Consider the following 17,214-nt stretch of genomic DNA (forward strand, 5'->3'; position numbering starts at 1 on the left):
TAAATACATCATAGACGATACAAAAGCTTGCTTTTTTACCTTTCTTAGGTTCAATAAGCAGACTTTTTATAATTGGGAAGATAGACAACTCCAGCCAGGCTTCAAAGGTGATGTTATAGTTCATTACTGCTCTTAATGAGTATGCCGATAGTTTGGCTTGTTTAAAGAACTTCCAATGAGAGCAGGCATATTCTCTGTTCTCTTTTTAATAGCGGCATCAAGACATCGGAAGATTTTCCAGTTGATTAATATCCAGATGAACTTTGCAAGTAGCATGCACTCAAACCGTTCTTTTTTTACAGGTTTTACCCGGCGGAGGTTTAACAGCGATTTCCAACTTTTAAAGATTAGTTCAATTTGCCATCTGAGACGATAAAGCTCAATCACATCTGTTGATTTAAAGATAGCCTGATCTACATTAGTAATGAATACACTGAAACGGCAGCGTTCTTTGTATTCTTCTGAAAGTTCCCTCCCCCGGCTCTTTGCCTGCTTTTGTGCTTTCCTTATCCGCTCCGCCGAAATTTGCTCCGCGACTGGTACCACGATCAGGCGGCATTCAAGCGCGTTTTTACCCTTGTCAAGTATGATTTCAGTTTCAAAGCATACCTGTTTATTTGCCTGCATACGCTCATAAAGTAACGACCAGTCAATCACTTTGCCTGTGGCCTTATCAACGGGTTTCCATTTCGGTTGCAGTCTGTTTAGAAAAAACGCTTTGCTCTCGGCAACCCCTCTTAAATAAGCCATTGTAACATAACCCAGGTCCCGGATATGGAGATCATCTTTGGCTATGCGGCCTGCTGTTTTCTTCGAATAACTTTGATCGTTTTTTGTTGCTTTGGTTAACTCCAGATTCTCCCAATCTCCATTTTTGAGGTCAAATGAATATTGTATGTTCATTAACGGATTGGAAACCGCTCCTCCGTAACCCGGATAACTTTCCTTGTATTCATCGGGTAGGCAGAATTTACAGGAGTCGGTAATCAGTACCCGCGAGAATGGTTGCCATATATCGTGATTGTAGATAACTAATTTGGTAGCCATTTGCTCTGCTAAAACAAGCTTCATAAATTCAACACTACTTTCGTTGAACCGCTTATGAAGACCGACCTTGCTCAATGGCTTATCATTTTGCTTTATCAGGTCATCGCAACAATCCTGGAGGCTAAGCTGGTGATCAATGCTGTTGAATACAAGCGTATCAATAAATGCTTCCGGCTTAAGTTTGGAACTACGGCGACAAAAACCGCTACGGTGGGCGAATTCTGCGATCTTATCGGTCTTAATAACGGCGCAGATGGAACTGTTCAATGTATCCGAATCATCTGAAATAAACTTACTTTTATCAAAAATAAAAGGTGCTTTTCCTTAGCAAAGCACATTGTTTTTAAAAAAAATGTTATATTTATATAAGAAAAGGCGGTCTTGCCTCGAAACAAACCGCCTTTTCAATAAATATTTAAACTATACAAATATGGGAAAATCTAATCGGTTTTGCCCAACGGCGAAGCCTCGCTTTATGCTCTTTTCAAATTCACTTCAATACAAAAATCCTTAAGTTAACGGCTATGGGCTCCAGCCGAGCGTTTGCGTGTTTTTTTATATTGAGATTTGTTTAACGCTTATGTGCATTAAAGCTCAAACTTGTAGCAAAGCCAATAGTCATATAAGCATAACTATCCTCAAAAAACTGGTTATAATCATCCTGGCCGCGATAACCACCGCCAACCGTAAGCGCGGCATCCGGCATAAACGGAAACTGGTAATAGTATCTCAAACTCACGTTCAGTCGCTTTTTTAGATTAAAATGCGAATAATCATCGTACTTGTCGGCAATGTAAGTGAAGTCGAAACGGATGCGCTGCCAGTTTTGGTAAACCTTTTTGGTTTTATCGGTAGGGTCAACCTCTGCTTTGGCAAAGTTGTACATGCGGCTACCGTTAATGCGGATAAAGCCGTAATGATCTTTCAAACCTTCGGATAAGCCGAGGTTAAACAAACCGGCATGAACTTCTAAGCCCAAATTGTCATATCGCTGAATGATCAGGTCTTTTTTATCAATGCGCTTGCCGTTGTAAAAAGTAAGGGTGTAAAAGTTGGTGGTGAATTTGCCGCTGTCGCGGTTAAAGCTGCCATCCGGGTTGAGCGACGGGCCACGCACACCGTTGGAGTGGTGCGAATAACCTAACGACAAAAACTGCGGCTTGTAAGTATCCGCGTTAAGCCTGTAATAAAAGGTTAAGCCGGGCATAAAGCTTGGCGATTTTACCGGCGCGCCCTGTGATGACAGCAAACGGATTTTTACCCTTGCCGTAAACACCGCATACAACGGCGATTTGGGCGTATTGAACAAAACGAAGTTCGGCGCCAGATCGGCAGTGAGCTGCGTTTTAATTTTGTTGAAGTAATCATTACCGCCCTCGGAGACGCGCAGGTTTTGTTCATAAATATGACCGAATGCCTGGTTAACAAGGCGCTTCTTTATTAACGCGCTGTCTGAAGAGGTGTCTGCCGGGGTATTATAACGAATGCCTGCTGAGGCCGAAAATCCATCAGCCAAAACAAAAAGGAGTACTGCGCAAATTACTTTAAGTGCGGCAGCAGCTAAACGACGGGATAAAACAGGCTTGGCGAAAGCCGGTTTTACTGAAGTAAAATTGATCAATGTATTGCGTATTATTTTTACCGATAATGCCTGAAATAGAACTGTTTGTATTTCAATTCGCTATGTTAAAACACTGTTAACAACAACGGCGCAATATTACTTATTATAAGTTTTTGTTCAATCAGGAATGTGTCAGGGTTAAGTAAATGTATGGGGTGCTAAAAAATCCCCTCTTGAGAGCGGTGGAAAGTGCGGTAGCAGGGGGTATACAAGCGATAAACCGCACGTCGTATAACACCCCCCCCGCCCTCTCAAGAAGCGAATCGCACCTCCCCAGCTTTTTAACAACCCAATATTTTCCGAAAGCAACCACTCCTTACCCCAAATTATCTATTGTAACCAAGCTTTTACCTGGAATTTAACCGGATGACAATTTATTTTTGCGATAATCGTTTTAGCAATGAAAAAATGCCAATATATTTAACCAAAACTAAGTGGGCTTTTATTTATAATTGTAAATAAAACGTTTTATCAACTGCCGCTACCAAAACTACCGGCTTGCTGGTAATCCCTACTTTACCTGAAAAAATAAACTAAAATAATGAAACCAAAGCGGGGCTGTTTAAACCAACCAAACTTATGCATGGTAGCCCTGCCTGCATTTAACAATTATAACTTATGAAAAAGATGATGCTTGGCCTGATGGCCATTCCAGCCTTTTGCCTGTCGGTATCTGCACAAACCAAACTGTTTGATGGTAAAACCACCAAAGGCTGGCACACCTATTTAAAACAAGAGGTTACCGGCTGGAAAGTTGTTGACGGCGCCCTGCAGCTTGACCCTGCCGCGCAAGGCCATGGCGACCTGGTTACCGACGGCGAATATGAAAACTATGAACTTACCCTGGAGTGGAATATTACTAAGGAAGGTAACAGCGGCATCATTTTCAGCGTACATGAAGACCCTCAATTTGGCGCTACTTACCTAACCGGCATGGAAATGCAGGTACTGGATAACAAAGATGCTGATGACAATAAAAAAGCGAACCACCTTGCCGGCTCCTTATATGATATGATAGCCCCGTCAAAAGATGTGTGCAAACCGGCCGGCGAATGGAACAAGGTAAAGCTGCGCAAAAAAGACGGACAGCTTACTTTCTGGCTCAACGGAACGCAGATAGTTGATGTAAAAATTGGTAGCGATGAGTGGAACAAGGCATTGGCCGACAGCAAATTCAAAAACTGGAAAGGCTTTGCCCAATACCCTAAAGGGCACATCGCCTTGCAGGATCACGGGCACCTGGTTAGTTACCGTAAAATTAAACTGAAACAACTTTAATAATTTGATAAACAGGGTGTGTAATAGCGTCCTGTTTAATATATTTACCCTAACTTAAATTATGTTTAAACATGCCGAAAGGTATGTGCAATAATATCTCCTCCCAACACAAAGAAGATACTTTTGATACAATATGAGCGATCTGCAAATTAAAAAATCATCAACCACTTATGATGTGGTTATTGTTGGTTCGGGCGCGGGCGGCGGTATGGCCGGTTACGTACTCGCCAATGCCGGCATTAAGGTTTTAATGCTTGAAGCCGGTGCTTATTTTGACCCGGCTAAAGATTCACAGCAATTAAAATGGCCCTGGGAATCACCTCGCCGCGGCGCAGGTACTACCCGTCCGTTTGGCGATTTTGATGCTGCTTTTGGTGGCTGGCAAATTGATGGTGAGCCGTACACCACCAAAGACAACACCGAGTTTTTCTGGTTCCGCTCCCGTATGCTGGGCGGTCGCACCAATCACTGGGGCCGGATCTCGTTAAGGATGGGGCCTAAAGATTTCCAGGCAAAAGATGGCCTTACTGATGACTGGCCAATCACTTACGACGATGTTAAACCTTATTACGATAAGGTTGACCGTATGATTGGCGTTTACGGCACCAAAGAGAATTTAGAAAACGAGCCGGACGGGATCTTCCTCCCTCCACCTAAACCAAGGCTTAACGAACTGTACATTGTACAGGGCGCGCAAAAAGCCGGTGTAAAAATTATCCCGGGCCGCGGTTCGGTATTAACCGAGGCTTTGCCGGGCAATAAAGACCGCGGCGCATGTTTTTTCTGCGGGCAATGCGGCCGGAGCTGTAAAGTTTACGGCGATTTTTCGGCTTCGTCATGTCTGGTTATCCCGGCCATTAAAACCGGCAACCTCAAGGTGATCACCAATGCCATGGTGCGCGAGATCATCACCAACAAGGAAGGTATCGCTACCGGCGTGTCTTATGTGAATAAAGAAGACCTGCAGGAGTACCAGGTAAACGCCAAAGTAGTTGTACTGGGCGCAAGCGCGGGCGAATCGGCCAGGATCCTATTAAACTCAAAATCAGAAGCCCATCCGGGCGGGCTTGCCAATAGCAGCGGTGTGGTTGGGCATTACCTGCACGATTCTACGGGCTCAAGCGCAGGCGGTTTCCTGCCGCAATTAATGGATCGCAAACGTTATAATGAAGATGGCGTAGGCAGTGTGCACATCTACTCGCCATGGTGGCTGGATAATAAAAAACTGGATTTCCCGCGCGGCTATCACATCGAATACGGTGGTGGCTTACATATGCCCTCATACGGTTTTGGCGGCGGCATCCAGAACATGAACGGTGTTGTTCCCGGTCGTGATGGTAAAATGAAGGAGGCCGGTGGTTATGGCGCTTCGCTGAAAGATGATTACCGTCGTTTTTACGGTACGCAGTTCGGCATGGCCGGCCGAGGTACCGCCATTGCGCGTTATGATAACTATTGCGAGATCGATCCGAACGTAGTTGATAAATACGGGATCCCGGTATTGCGTTTCCACTACAAATGGGCGCCTGAAGAAATTAAACAGGCCAAACACATGCAGGAAACCTTCCAGGAAATTATGCACAATATGGGCGGCGCCATTTATGGTCCGCCGCAAGGCCCCGAAACCAACTACGGCTTAGAGGCCCCGGGCAAAATTATTCATGAGGTAGGAACCATCCGTATGGGTAACGATCCTAAAAAATCGGCCCTGAACAAATATTGCCAGGCACATGATTGTAAAAACCTGTTTGTGGTAGATGCCGCCCCTTTTGTACAACAAGGCGATAAAAATGCTACATGGACCATCCTTGCCCTATCTATGCGTACCGCGGAATACATCATCCAGGAAAGAAAAAAATTAAACGTTTAACAAGCAATCCATAACATATCATGAACAGACGTGATTCCCTTAAAGCATTAGGCTTTACCACACTATCGGCAGGATTATTATTGGAGGCCTGTAAAACCGATACCAAAAAAGGCGCGGAAGAAACAACCACAGCCGCCGCTGGCGACGAGGTTGGCCGCCAGCCCTTTGAAGTTGAGCGCGACAAAAAACTGCATGCCGACAAATTTTTCACCGCCGCCGAAATGGCAACCATAACCGTACTGGCCGATATCATCATCCCTAAAGATGAAAAATCTGGCAGCGCGTCTGACGCCAAAGTGCCCGATTTTATCGAGTTTATTGTAAAAGATATGCCGGACCATCAAACACCGATGCGCGGCGGCTTGCGCTGGTTAGATCTGCAATGCCTTAACCGCTTCGGTAAACCGTTTACCGATTGTACTAAAGATCAGCAGCTGCAACTGGTTGATATGATTGCCTATCCTAACAAAGCTAAACCGGAAATGGCGCAGGGTGTGGCATTTTTTAATCGTATGCGCGATTTAACCGCGTCGGGCTTTTTCACCAGCGAAATGGGAGTTAAAGACCTGGGCTTTGCAGGTAACCAACCAGGTAAATGGACAGGCGTTCCTGAGGATGTTCTGAAACATTACGGTATGGAAAATGTGAAAGCATCCGCTTCAATGTAAACCCATTTTAGTATCGCCTCCTACGAGGGCGAATATCCTGACACCAAAAGGAGTATTAAGCTCCTTTTGGTGTTAACTCTTCTTGTCTCTGCCTGCCGGAAAACGTTTTACAAACCGGGAGCAAGTGGGTTGTTTAAAACCACATCAGGTAAAACGAGCCCTGTCTTAGCTAAATATTAACCCAAACACACGACGAAAAGCGCGCCGAAGGGATAATATATACCATTTTTTGGACAATTTAGTAAACTTTTAACGTTTACGGTTAAGTTATTTTTGCTATTCAGGGTGTAGCCAAATCAAGTGTGATCGTGTCATCTTGTTCAAAAAAAATGCATCTGCCTGTATAAAATGCAAACCCGGAAGCTGATGGTTTTAAATTGCCTTGCGCAGAAAAAAATCATAAGTGGCTAACATGCCGGATGCGATAGTGGATTATATTCCGGGTTAATAGCGGGCAATAGCTTTACTAAGTTGCCTGCAAATATGCTGCGAAAATAATACAGTTACACGGCAGGGAGCACTTGTGTTGATACAATGCAGTACCCTTAAATATTTTAAAAATTGATAAAGCCGTTAACAATACATGCGTACCCGGGAGCGAAACATGGCATTGTTTACAACTGTTACGCCCCCCATGCCATTTAGAACTACCGAGATATCAAATCCCCAATTCGAAAGCAACAATTTACGTTTTATTACAGTTAAAACCATTAACCTGAAAGGCCGCGGAGATATTTGCGTTTACGTGCCGCGGGGCGTAAGCAAAACCGAAATTTTACCTATAGTAATACTGCTGCACGGTGCATACGGCAGCGCCTGGAGCTGGGCCATGGGCGCCGGGGTGCATATTAAAGTTCATGAACTTATAGAAAAGGGCGAACTGCCCAAAATGATCCTGGCTATGCCATCCGACGGGCTTTGGGGCGATGGCTCAGGTTATTTACCGCACAGCGGCCTTAATTTTGAAAAATGGATAGCCGAAGATGTGCAAATGGCCGTGGTTGAAAATATCGCAGGTGCCAGGCCCGATTCGCCCCTGTTTATAGCGGGTGCATCTATGGGCGGCTTTGGAGCATTACGAATAGGCGCCAAATACGGGTATAAGTTCAGGGCAATTGCCGGCCTTTCGTCAATTACCAGTCTTCCGCAAATAAAACTTTTTGCAGGTGAGCCTTTGAAAGTTTACGCACAGGATGTAGTGGATGATGAAGATGTGCTGGCCACATTTAAAAAATACCGGGATCAGTTACCCCCGGTGAGGTTTGATTGCGGCATCAACGATTTGCTTATCAACTATAACCGCGATCTGCATAAAAAGCTGGAAAAAGAAAAGATCCCGCATATTTATGAAGAAAACCCCGGCGTGCACGAGTGGTCGTACTGGGGTAAGCATATCCTGTCAACACTTAAGTTTTTTGCAGGTAAGTTGTAATGTTTTACAATAACAGCTTTGCTCATTACAAATGCTGTTAAATCACAACGCATTTAAAATTGCTTTGAACAACCTATAGGAGCACCGATATGCGATTATCATTATTCTGTCAGTTTTGACAAGGTCAATATACCATTACCAGTAATGCCTGCGTTAATCTACTTTGTAGGTAACACCTGCAAAATAGTGATAAGGTTTAGGTTTAAAGCCCCCAAGCAGCGAGTGCAAGGGGGCTTTTATTTTAACTAATCCTCGTATAGTATTTTCACGGGGTACTTTTTTTCGCCAAATATTTTAATGTTTTTTTCCTGGTCAGCAAATTCATTTTCCATCTCTTCAAAGCATGATATCACACTTGTTGACCCTGCCATTTTTAAACCGGATATTATTTTTAACGAGCCTATGTTTTGAAACTTTCCGGTAAAAAGGAGAAGTTTCTTATGTTCTATTATAAATTGAGCGATACCAAAAAAGTAGTTGCAATTTCCGCCCTCATATTCAAAACTCCATACCTTTTCTACACCCGGCTGCATTTCTCTTGTTTTCTGTTGATCATATCCGGTACCCATTCTTCGGCCAATTACATCAATTTCAAGAATGTCGGCCACGGTTGGTTTGCGAGAGTCGTTATAAGTTGTTCTTGCAAACGCATAATTGCATCTTCCCCGGTGCTGAATTACGTCAATGCAAATAATAGCCCGGTAACTACCGTTTGCAAGCTGGAATGCCAATGCTGTATCTGGCTGAAAATGGAGGTTTGTTATTTTTCGATAGGTTTTAGGTCGGCGTATTTTAAGATTTTTCTGCGAAATCTTTTTCCAAAAGTTTTCCAATTCTCGCTTGCGCGCCTTGCCTTCTTTATCACTATTTTCTGCCCAAAGCGCTACCCCCGCTCCCTTTTCTATAACAGCTTTTACTAATAACAACTTTTCGGGTGTTAGCATTCCGGTTTCCCAATAAGCATGCGCGCAGACAGTCACATAAATTTCGTTATCAACCTCGTCAAAATCATCAAACTCCCTTAGTGGAAATTGATGTTCAATGAACTCAAAATCTATTTGACTATCGTATAAATCCATAAAGCCCCAGTAGGTATCATGTGCTAAATCGCTGTCAATAATTTTCACGCCGTCGATGGCCATATTTTACTTTTGATATTAAAACAAACTAAAGATAAAACCATTAAGGGGTTTTGTTTAAAAAAATCCCCCTACTTTAGCTTTTTGTTTAATATCGTAAATGAGCGATCTGAAAAAAGAATTACACCTGCTATGTGTTAACTACGTGCACAAAAGCATGCAGGCGGCACAGGATGCCATAAATGATGCACAGAAAGCGTCAACCGATGATACCAAAAGCAGCGCCGGCGATAAGTATGAAACAAGCCGCGAAATGATGCAGCAGGAAACCGACCGTAATATGGCGCAGCTTAACGAGGCCAATAAACTATTGGTTGCCTTAAACAGGATTAGCGTAACGGGCATATCAGTCGCAGCCGAACCGGGCAGTATAGTTTTAACCAACAATGGCAACTTTTACCTGGCTATAAGCGCGGGCAGCCTTGTATTGAATGGCAAAAGCTATTTCGCGGTATCTCCGGCATCACCCGTTGGCAATATGCTTCGTGGTAAAAAAGCAGGCGAAACGTTTACATTAAATGGTAAAACCTACCGGGTAGAATCGGTGATCTGATTTTTGTAATTTATACGCTTTGCACATTGATCAACCTATCGGTTCGGATAGTTGTATGGCTATTGAAACCGGTTTATCTTGAATTTTTTCGCTTTGTTTAAACGGATAAAGCGATTTAACAACCGGGCGTGCATATTGCATATGCAGACGGCGTTTTGATAATGAAATGATTAAACCGCGAACGCCTAATTCAGGCTTTTTTACAAAAGCATCATATTTTTAAAACAAATAATTTATGATTTTGTAATATATGATTACCTCATGCCCTATTTTTCATTAATATCAAAAAAAATTAACCTTTTTTAAAAATAAAAGTATTCATTCACACAAACATGCAGTAATCATCAAATATCTATTACTATATTTGATGATAACAAAACGTGGGTAACTAACAAAGCGTACCCATTAAAAACTAAATATTAATGAACATATTCGTAGGAAGTCTTCCTTTTTCTTTAGGGGAAGCCGATTTAAAACAGCTTTTCGAAGCTTATGGTGAAGTTAATTCAGTAAAAATTATTATTGACAGGGAATCAGGAAGAAGTAAAGGTTTCGGATTCATTGAAATGGAAGATGATGAGGCTGCTCAACAAGCAATCAGCGGCCTGAATGGTTCTGAAGTTAAAGGAAGATCAATTGCAGTAAGCCAGGCAGAAGAGAAAAAACCAGGCGGCGATCGCAGAAGCAGCGGCGGCGGTTACGGCGGTGGCAATCGCGGTGGCGGTGGTTACGGCGGCGGCAACCGTGGCGGCGGCGGCGGTTATTCACGTGATAACCGTGGCGGCGGCGGCAAAAGCTGGTAAAATATAATCGGATTAAAATACCGGTTCATACAGATCGGTATTTTAATTTGAACGTACGTTTGCATCTACCTTTTTCAGAAAAACAATCATTTAAATCGGGCTTACCTGTACCGGGCTTGCCCGTTATTTTCAAAAAATAATTTTTTCTGAAGCGTTTTGTGTATACTATTATTGTATTTGAGGTAACCTTACTTCAAATATCGAACCTTCATTGGGTTTTGAGTAGATATTCATCGAGCCGTTTAAAGTATCAATAAGATGTTTTACCAACGCAAGGCCGAAACCGAAACCGGCCTCCTTCGCCGTTCCTTCTGTTGATTTGGCATCGCCTTTTAAAATTTCGCTGATCCCTTTTTCGTCAATACCGGTACCGGTGTCCTTTACCTTAATTTGGAGCGTGTTATAGGCTTCGCCTACTTCAAGGTTTAACTCGACCGCTACATGCCCGCCCGGCGGCGTAAATTTGATAGCGTTTGAAATAAGGTTACCACTGATCTGCAGCAGTTTGTTTTTTGAAAGAGGGATCTGCTCTGAAGCTGCCGAGGTACTCACCGTAAGCCGAACGCCTTTATTACGGGCCTGAGGTATAAATAAGCGTTCGAGTTTATCTTTAAATACCAGCAGGGTAAACTCATTGTTGGTTGCCGCGGCTGTATGTTCCTTTTTATCAGCGCTTAATATCTCGTCGGCCAGATCGAGTATGGACCGGCCGCTTTTGTTGATCAGCTGCATAAATTCCAGCACCTCATCTATCTGGTTGCCTTCCCCCTGCTCGGCAATAAGCTGCGCCAGCCCAATGATGCCGCTCAGTGGCCCCCTAATATCGTGTGCGACTTTCTTCTGTGTTTCGCGTACTTCTAAAAGCTTGGTTTTTAGGTTATCGATCACTTTAAGATCGTTTAACCGGCTAACAATTTCGTTGGCAATAATTTTCAACAATTCAACTTTTTCGGGCGAAAGTTCCCTTACATTCTTATCCAGTACACACAACGCTCCTATATGATGGTTATCCTTTGTTTTTAGCGGGATGCCATAATAGTACCTCAGCTTAGGTTCTTCGGTTACGTAAAACTTATCTTTAAAACGCTCGTCATTACGCAAATCCTCAACCTCAAAAAATTCGTCGTTAATAATGGTATACTGGCAAACAGAATCTTCGCGGGGCATTTGTTCAATTTCCAAGCCGTGCCCGCTGATGCTCCACTGGGTAAACGAATCGATCAGGTTAACCAGCGAAATCTCGGTACCGGCAACCTTAGCGGCCAATTTGGCCAGGTCTTTAAAGCAATCCTTTTGTTCGGTGAAATCAATATCAAAAGCCGAAAGCGACAAAAGCCTGTCCATTTCATTTTCAGGAAGAGGGGGGATTGGCATAATATATATGGTTTATTTGGGTATATATAAACGAAATATCATCCTTTAAAGTTTCAGGAAGCGCGTAATGATTGTTTTAAAATTAACCATTATTTCATTTGATAATCCGTAACTATTCGTGTGAAAATTTTTCAGGATATATATATATACCGGTGATTTCTGTAACAGGTTAAAAAGCGATCTCACGGATGTGATTAACTGTAATTTGTTGACACCGGTAATTTTAAATAAATTCGTAATAAATTGAACCTCATGAAAAAACTGATTTTACTAACCTTGTTTTTAGGCTTTAGCGCCATAACCTTCGCGCAGCGCAAAGTAGTTTGCTGCAGCAACCCATCTTCGGCAACACAACAGTTTGCTATGCTGGCTTCAAATCCGGCTTTTAAAATGTCGCACAAAAACCCTAAGCCTATCCGTTTTCAAAGCAGCATAGGGGCGCCCCTTACCTACAAAACACCCGACGGAAAAGAGGCGACTGCTTTTTTTATGAAAGCCAAAAAGCCTACCAACAATTACCTGTTTGTAATACATGAATGGTGGGGCCTTAACGATTATGTAAAAAAAGAATCAGAAAAATTATATAACGACCTTGGCAACGTCAACATCATCGACCTCGACTTATACGATGGCAAGGTAGCAACCACCCGTGAAGATGCAGGCAAATTAATGCAGGCCGTTAATGAAGACCGTGCGCGGGCCATTGTTGCCGGGGCTATAGCTTTTGCAGGTACAAAAGCCCGCATAGCCACCATTGGCTGGTGCTTTGGCGGCGGATGGAGCCTGCAAACCACGTTACTTGCCGGTAAAAAAGCCGCGGGCTGTGTAATGTACTATGGTATGCCCGAGCAGGATGTAGCCAAACTAAAAACCCTTAACACCGATGTACTGGGCAACTTTGCCAATAAAGACCAATGGATAAACACTAAAGTGGTAACCAAATTTGAAGCCGACATGAAGGCCGCCGGGAAAAGCCTTACCGTACATCAATATGATGCCGACCACGGTTTTGCCAACCCCAGCAACCCTGTTTATAACAGCGATGCAACAAAAGACGCATACGCCAATACGCTTGCTTTTTTAAAAGCACACTTAAAATAAACAAAAGCACTTATGCAGCGTTATATGGGGCAGGAAAAACCTTGCCCCATTTTTTTGTAACATTGCATAAAATTTAGCTGTTTGACACCTTCTACCAAAAAGATAGTCTCCTACCTTTTAAAAGCCGGTATTTTAATTGTGGCCGGTTGGTTCATCTACCACCAGTTCACTAAAAAAAATAACGATTTAAAGCAGTTTGAGTATTTCGCATCGCATATAAACCCAGCACAGGTTGTTGTTACTATGGCGATGGTTGTTTTGCTGATGTTTTTAAACTGGTTTTTAGAAGCCCTGAAATGGCGCTATGTAACCAAAGCCCTTATCAATATTAGTTTATGGGAAGCTATCGAAGCCGTTTTTTGCGGGCTTACCTGGGCGGTTACCACGCCAAACCGACTGGGAGAATATGGCGGCCGTGTGATGTTTTTGCCGCCCCGCAAACGTGTTCCGGGGGTGTTTGCCATGGGTGTAGGTTCGTTTAGCCAGGGAACGGTAACTAATGTTTTGGGCGTAATTGCCATGGTTTGGTTTGTATTTAGCTATATCCACAGCAATTTAACCCTGGCTTGGGGCGTAACAGGGCTTTGCGCTGTGATAGTGGCTATACAGGTGATATTCTATTTCCACATCAACTGGGTGGTTAGCTTTTTTGATAAAATTCCTTTTATTAAAAAATATCACCGTTTTTTTGAGGTGATGAGCCGGTACCATACCCACGAGCTGATCAAGATCATGGGGTTCAGTGTAGCACGCTATGCCACCTTTTCGTTTCAATATTTTTTGGTGTTCAGGATGCTGGTACCAACCATGCCGGTATTTGAAATGCTCATGATGCTGATGTTATTTTTCCTGGTATCATCGGCCATACCATCATTAGATCTTTTTGATATAGGCGTACGGGGTTTTACGGCCTCGCACCTTTTTGTTTACATTACCGATCAAAATATCGCGGTAATTGCAGGCGTATCATCAATATGGCTTATTAATTTATTTATTCCTGCTATTTTAGGTTCATTTTTCGTTTTAAAACTCAAATTCTTTGATCGCGCTTATTAGTTTTCTTTCAGTATTTTCTATCGGTTTATATGTGGTTCTGCTTATCTATTTGCGGATAGGCTGGGCAAGGGCTACTACCGGACCGGTGGCAAGCCCCTCGTTTACTACCAGGGTTACCGTATTGATAGCCGCCCGCAATGAAGAGGAAAACATCGGCAAAACAATAGGCGATCTGCTGGCGCAGGATTACCCCAGGCACCTTGTTGAAATTATTATAGTAGATGATCATTCTACCGACAATACAGCCGCTATTGTTAAAAGCTACGCAGATCAGGGTGTTAAACTACTGCAACTTCAGCTGGGTGAGGCATTAAACTCCTATAAAAAGAAAGCCATTGCAGAGGCCATCAAACTATCAACCGGCGATTTTTTAATGGCTACCGATGCCGATTGCCGTATGGGTACCTCATGGATAAGCACCGTGGTTGGGTTTTACGAACAAAACAACCTGGTGATGATCTCATCGCCGGTAACCTATTTCCAGGAAAAATCGGTTTTTGAGCGGATGCAAACGCTCGATTTTTCATCACTGATAGGCATGGGGGGCGCATTCATGACCAACGGTTTCGCCGCCACCTGTAACGGCGCCAATTTTGCCTACCGCAAAGATGTATTTTACGAGGTGGGGGGCTTTACCGGCATTGATGAGCTGGCCTCGGGCGATGATGAGTTACTTTTGCATAAAGTGGCCGTAAAATATCCGGGGCGGATTGGCTTTTTAAAAAGGCGTGAAGCTATTGTTTATACCCATGCCAAGCCAAACCTTAAAGAGTTTATGCAGCAAAGACGCCGCTGGGCATCAAAATCAACCAAATACAAGGATAAACGTATGGTAGCCTTCGCGCTAAGCGTGTGGCTGTGCAACTTTATGCTACTGCTTACCGCCGTACTCGGGATCTTTAATTTTTACTTCCTTAAGCTGTTTTTGATTACCATTGGCGTAAAATATATTATTGATCTGGTGTACATGACCCCTATCATGAACTTTTTAAAGCGCAGGGAACTGCTTTGGTATGTAAGCTTTACCCTGCCGGCTAACATTATCTATTTTATTATCATTGGATTTTTGGGAAAAAATAAAAAATACGCCTGGAAGGGCAGAATGGTGAAGTAAGTGTCCATGGTTTTTTCCACTATCATGCTGCACGTTTAGCCTTGTTGCCGCCGGCCTGCGTACCGCACTCTACATAAAATCAGAAAGTACTCGCATTTAAAAATTATTTCTTCTATTTTAGTCAGCGGACTAATATAAAACATGGCTAATCTTGAAGACGGCTCGGGCGAAGACGAACTGATCAGGCTGCTGCTTAAACGGCAGTCGGAGTTAAACTCTTTATTGGAAATTACCCGGGCTATCAATAAAAATACGTCAACGCCCATTCTTATCCAGATGCTTGAGGTTATCCTGCAAAATTACCTGCAGGTGGGCAAGCTCAGGTTTTTAATTGAAAAAGACGGAAAATTTGCCTGTATAGCCAAGTACGGCGGTGATGTTGAATCGGCCATGGTATTAAGCCGGGCATGCCGTAAAATGAATAAGTTTAAAACCCCCGTGGGTATATCTGACCATACCGACCCGGTTTTAAAGCGCTACAATTACTTTATCCCAATTTATCATAAAAGCAAGGCCCTTGCCTACGCCCTCATCGGCGATTTTAATACCTCGGGCGAGATGCTTAACAACGATCTGAACTTTATTCAAACGCTGATGAACGTGATTGTTGTAGCGCTTGAAAATAAAAAACTTTTCCGCGAACGATTGCAGTCCGAACGTTTTCAGCGTGAAATGGAACTGGCCGTTGAGGTACAGAACATGCTGATCCCCATGCGCGAGCATAAAGATGAAAGCGTTGAAATTGGCGCCAGGTACCTGCCCCATCAAAACATAGGTGGAGATTATTTTGACTTTATCCGCATTAACGAGCACGAATTTTTATGGTGTATAGCGGATGTATCAGGCAAGGGCGTTTCCGCGGCATTGTTAATGGCCAACTTCCAGGCCAGTCTGCATGCCTGGGCCGCTGTAGAAAATGATTTGACCAATATTATTGACAGGCTCAATAAAATAGTGCTCAACAATACCAAAGGCGAGCGCTTTATTACCCTGTTCCTGGCCCGGTATAACCAAAAAAACCGGAGGCTTAACTACATTAACGCCGGCCATAACCCAACCATACTATATTCGGAGGGCGGAGCTATTCCGCTAAAACTGGGCACCACCATGATAGGGGCTTTTGAAGAACTTCCCTTTTTAAATGAAGGCGAAGTTGATGTAGAGCCGGGTAGCCTGATATTTAATTACACCGATGGCCTAATGGATTTTGAATCGCCCAATACGCGGGTATGGAATGAAGATAAACTGCTGGATTTTGTTTTGGCCCATGGCGAGCTATCGCCTGATCACTTTAACCAGGCATTAATGGATTACCTCGGTTCGGTACATAAAAGTAAACCCATAGATGATATCACCCTGCTTACCCTGAAGATCTTTTAATTTTTACACGGATCTTTCAAAGTGAAACGAATTACACAAAAGAGCGGTTTCTTCCATTAAAATTCGTGTAACGCTTCTTAATCTTACATCGCCGGGAAGTAATTGGTGTAAAATTTAATCTGTATCATCGTTCACAACAATATTATATTTGTAAAATGTTATCAGCAAGGTATCAATATGAATTTTTAGAAGCAGGTTGTGATGAAGCGGGAAGAGGGTGCCTTGCCGGACCGGTATTTGCCGCGGCCGTAATTTTGCCCCCCGATTTTGACCACCACCTGCTTAATGATTCCAAGCAGCTTACCGAAGAAGTAAGGTACCAGCTCCGTACCGAGATTGAAGAAAGGGCCGTTGCCTGGGCGGTAGCCTCCGTTGATAATTTCGAGATTGACGAGATCAATATCCTTAACGCATCTTTCCTTGCCATGCACCGGGCAATTGAAAAGCTGCATCTGGAGCCGCAGTTTTTGATAATAGATGGCAACCGCTTTAAAAAATACCGCAATACCCCTCATGAGTGTATTATTAAGGGCGACGGAAAATATTTCAGTATTGCCGCGGCATCCATCCTGGCAAAAACCTACCGGGACGATTTTATGACCCGAATAGCCATAGAACACCCTGAGTATGATTGGCATACCAACAAAGGCTATCCAACCATAAAACACCGCGAAACGGTGATGAAAATTGGTTACACCCCCTATCACCGCCGCACCTTCAGGGTGAGCGACCCGCAGTTAAGTATTTTTTAAATGAGGCTTTGAATACCACCCTAAGG

At 43.3% G+C, this 17,214-nt stretch carries 15 protein-coding genes; 11 read left to right on the forward strand and 4 right to left on the reverse strand.

Annotated features, from left to right (window positions below; genetic code table 11):
* Positions 1 to 132 precede the first annotated feature (132 nt).
* Both LX99_RS17560 and LX99_RS17565 read right to left on the reverse strand, forming a co-directional pair.
* Positions 133 to 1,314: an IS4 family transposase gene (locus LX99_RS17560; protein ID WP_170122737.1), complete on the reverse strand. Its 1,182-nt coding sequence runs from the start codon at positions 1,312 to 1,314 to the stop codon at positions 133 to 135.
* Between the two features lie 304 nt (positions 1,315 to 1,618).
* Positions 1,619 to 2,668, reverse strand: a complete 1,050-nt coding sequence (locus LX99_RS17565) for a phospholipase A (RefSeq protein ID WP_170122738.1) — start codon at positions 2,666 to 2,668, stop codon at positions 1,619 to 1,621.
* 618 nt (positions 2,669 to 3,286) lie between these two features.
* Here LX99_RS17565 and LX99_RS17570 point away from each other — a divergent pair.
* From LX99_RS17570 to LX99_RS17585, 4 genes are all read left to right on the forward strand, one after another.
* Positions 3,287 to 3,946, forward strand: coding sequence for a 3-keto-disaccharide hydrolase (locus LX99_RS17570; RefSeq protein WP_211319047.1), 660 nt, complete (start codon positions 3,287 to 3,289; stop codon positions 3,944 to 3,946).
* Between the two features lie 133 nt (positions 3,947 to 4,079).
* The gene (locus LX99_RS17575; RefSeq protein ID WP_109609062.1) at positions 4,080 to 5,816 is read left to right on the forward strand and encodes a GMC family oxidoreductase; all 1,737 of its coding nucleotides are present in this window, start codon (positions 4,080 to 4,082) and stop codon (positions 5,814 to 5,816) included.
* 20 nt (positions 5,817 to 5,836) lie between these two features.
* Complete coding sequence (locus LX99_RS17580; RefSeq protein WP_109609063.1) at positions 5,837 to 6,484, forward strand: gluconate 2-dehydrogenase subunit 3 family protein; 648 nt, start codon at positions 5,837 to 5,839, stop codon at positions 6,482 to 6,484.
* Between the two features lie 604 nt (positions 6,485 to 7,088).
* Positions 7,089 to 7,916 carry an alpha/beta hydrolase gene (locus tag LX99_RS17585; RefSeq protein ID WP_211319048.1) on the forward strand — a complete coding sequence of 276 codons (828 nt, stop codon included), beginning with the start codon at positions 7,089 to 7,091 and terminating at the stop codon, positions 7,914 to 7,916.
* A 245-nt stretch (positions 7,917 to 8,161) separates the two neighbouring features.
* On the opposite strand, the gene LX99_RS17590 is transcribed toward LX99_RS17585, so the two are convergent.
* Positions 8,162 to 9,058, reverse strand: coding sequence for a hypothetical protein (locus LX99_RS17590; RefSeq protein WP_109609064.1), 897 nt, complete (start codon positions 9,056 to 9,058; stop codon positions 8,162 to 8,164).
* 97 nt (positions 9,059 to 9,155) lie between these two features.
* Between LX99_RS17590 and LX99_RS17595 the strand changes: the two genes are divergently transcribed.
* Together LX99_RS17595 and LX99_RS17600 are read left to right on the forward strand one after the other, a co-directional pair.
* Positions 9,156 to 9,608 (forward strand): 3-oxoacyl-ACP synthase, encoded by a 453-nt coding sequence (locus LX99_RS17595; protein ID WP_109609065.1) that lies wholly within the window; start codon positions 9,156 to 9,158, stop codon positions 9,606 to 9,608.
* A gap of 422 nt (positions 9,609 to 10,030) precedes the next feature.
* On the forward strand, positions 10,031 to 10,411 hold the full coding sequence (locus LX99_RS17600; RefSeq protein ID WP_022832787.1) for an RNA recognition motif domain-containing protein: 381 nt from the start codon (positions 10,031 to 10,033) through the stop codon (positions 10,409 to 10,411).
* 168 nt (positions 10,412 to 10,579) lie between these two features.
* On the opposite strand, the gene LX99_RS17605 is transcribed toward LX99_RS17600, so the two are convergent.
* Complete coding sequence (locus tag LX99_RS17605; protein WP_109609066.1) at positions 10,580 to 11,785, reverse strand: sensor histidine kinase; 1,206 nt, start codon at positions 11,783 to 11,785, stop codon at positions 10,580 to 10,582.
* A gap of 252 nt (positions 11,786 to 12,037) precedes the next feature.
* Here LX99_RS17605 and LX99_RS17610 point away from each other — a divergent pair, with 252 nt between their 5' ends.
* From LX99_RS17610 to LX99_RS17630, 5 genes are all read left to right on the forward strand, one after another.
* Entirely contained in the window at positions 12,038 to 12,886 is an 849-nt protein-coding gene (locus LX99_RS17610) for a dienelactone hydrolase family protein (RefSeq protein ID WP_109609067.1), read from the forward strand.
* A gap of 81 nt (positions 12,887 to 12,967) precedes the next feature.
* A complete protein-coding gene (locus tag LX99_RS17615; RefSeq protein ID WP_109609068.1) occupies positions 12,968 to 13,942 on the forward strand; it encodes a lysylphosphatidylglycerol synthase domain-containing protein in 975 nt (324 codons plus the stop codon).
* A complete protein-coding gene (locus LX99_RS17620) occupies positions 13,926 to 15,056 on the forward strand; it encodes a glycosyltransferase (protein ID WP_109609069.1) in 1,131 nt (376 codons plus the stop codon). The genes LX99_RS17615 and LX99_RS17620 overlap by 17 nt, the downstream gene beginning before the upstream one ends.
* A 141-nt stretch (positions 15,057 to 15,197) precedes the next feature.
* Positions 15,198 to 16,436 (forward strand): PP2C family protein-serine/threonine phosphatase, encoded by a 1,239-nt coding sequence (locus tag LX99_RS17625; RefSeq protein ID WP_109609070.1) that lies wholly within the window; start codon positions 15,198 to 15,200, stop codon positions 16,434 to 16,436.
* Between the two features lie 155 nt (positions 16,437 to 16,591).
* Entirely contained in the window at positions 16,592 to 17,188 is a 597-nt protein-coding gene (locus LX99_RS17630; protein ID WP_109609071.1) for a ribonuclease HII, read from the forward strand.
* The last annotated feature ends 26 nt before the right edge of the window (positions 17,189 to 17,214 follow it).

The sequence above is a fragment of the Mucilaginibacter oryzae genome (assembly GCF_003148845.1).
Classification (GTDB): Bacteria; Bacteroidota; Bacteroidia; order Sphingobacteriales; family Sphingobacteriaceae; genus Mucilaginibacter; species Mucilaginibacter oryzae.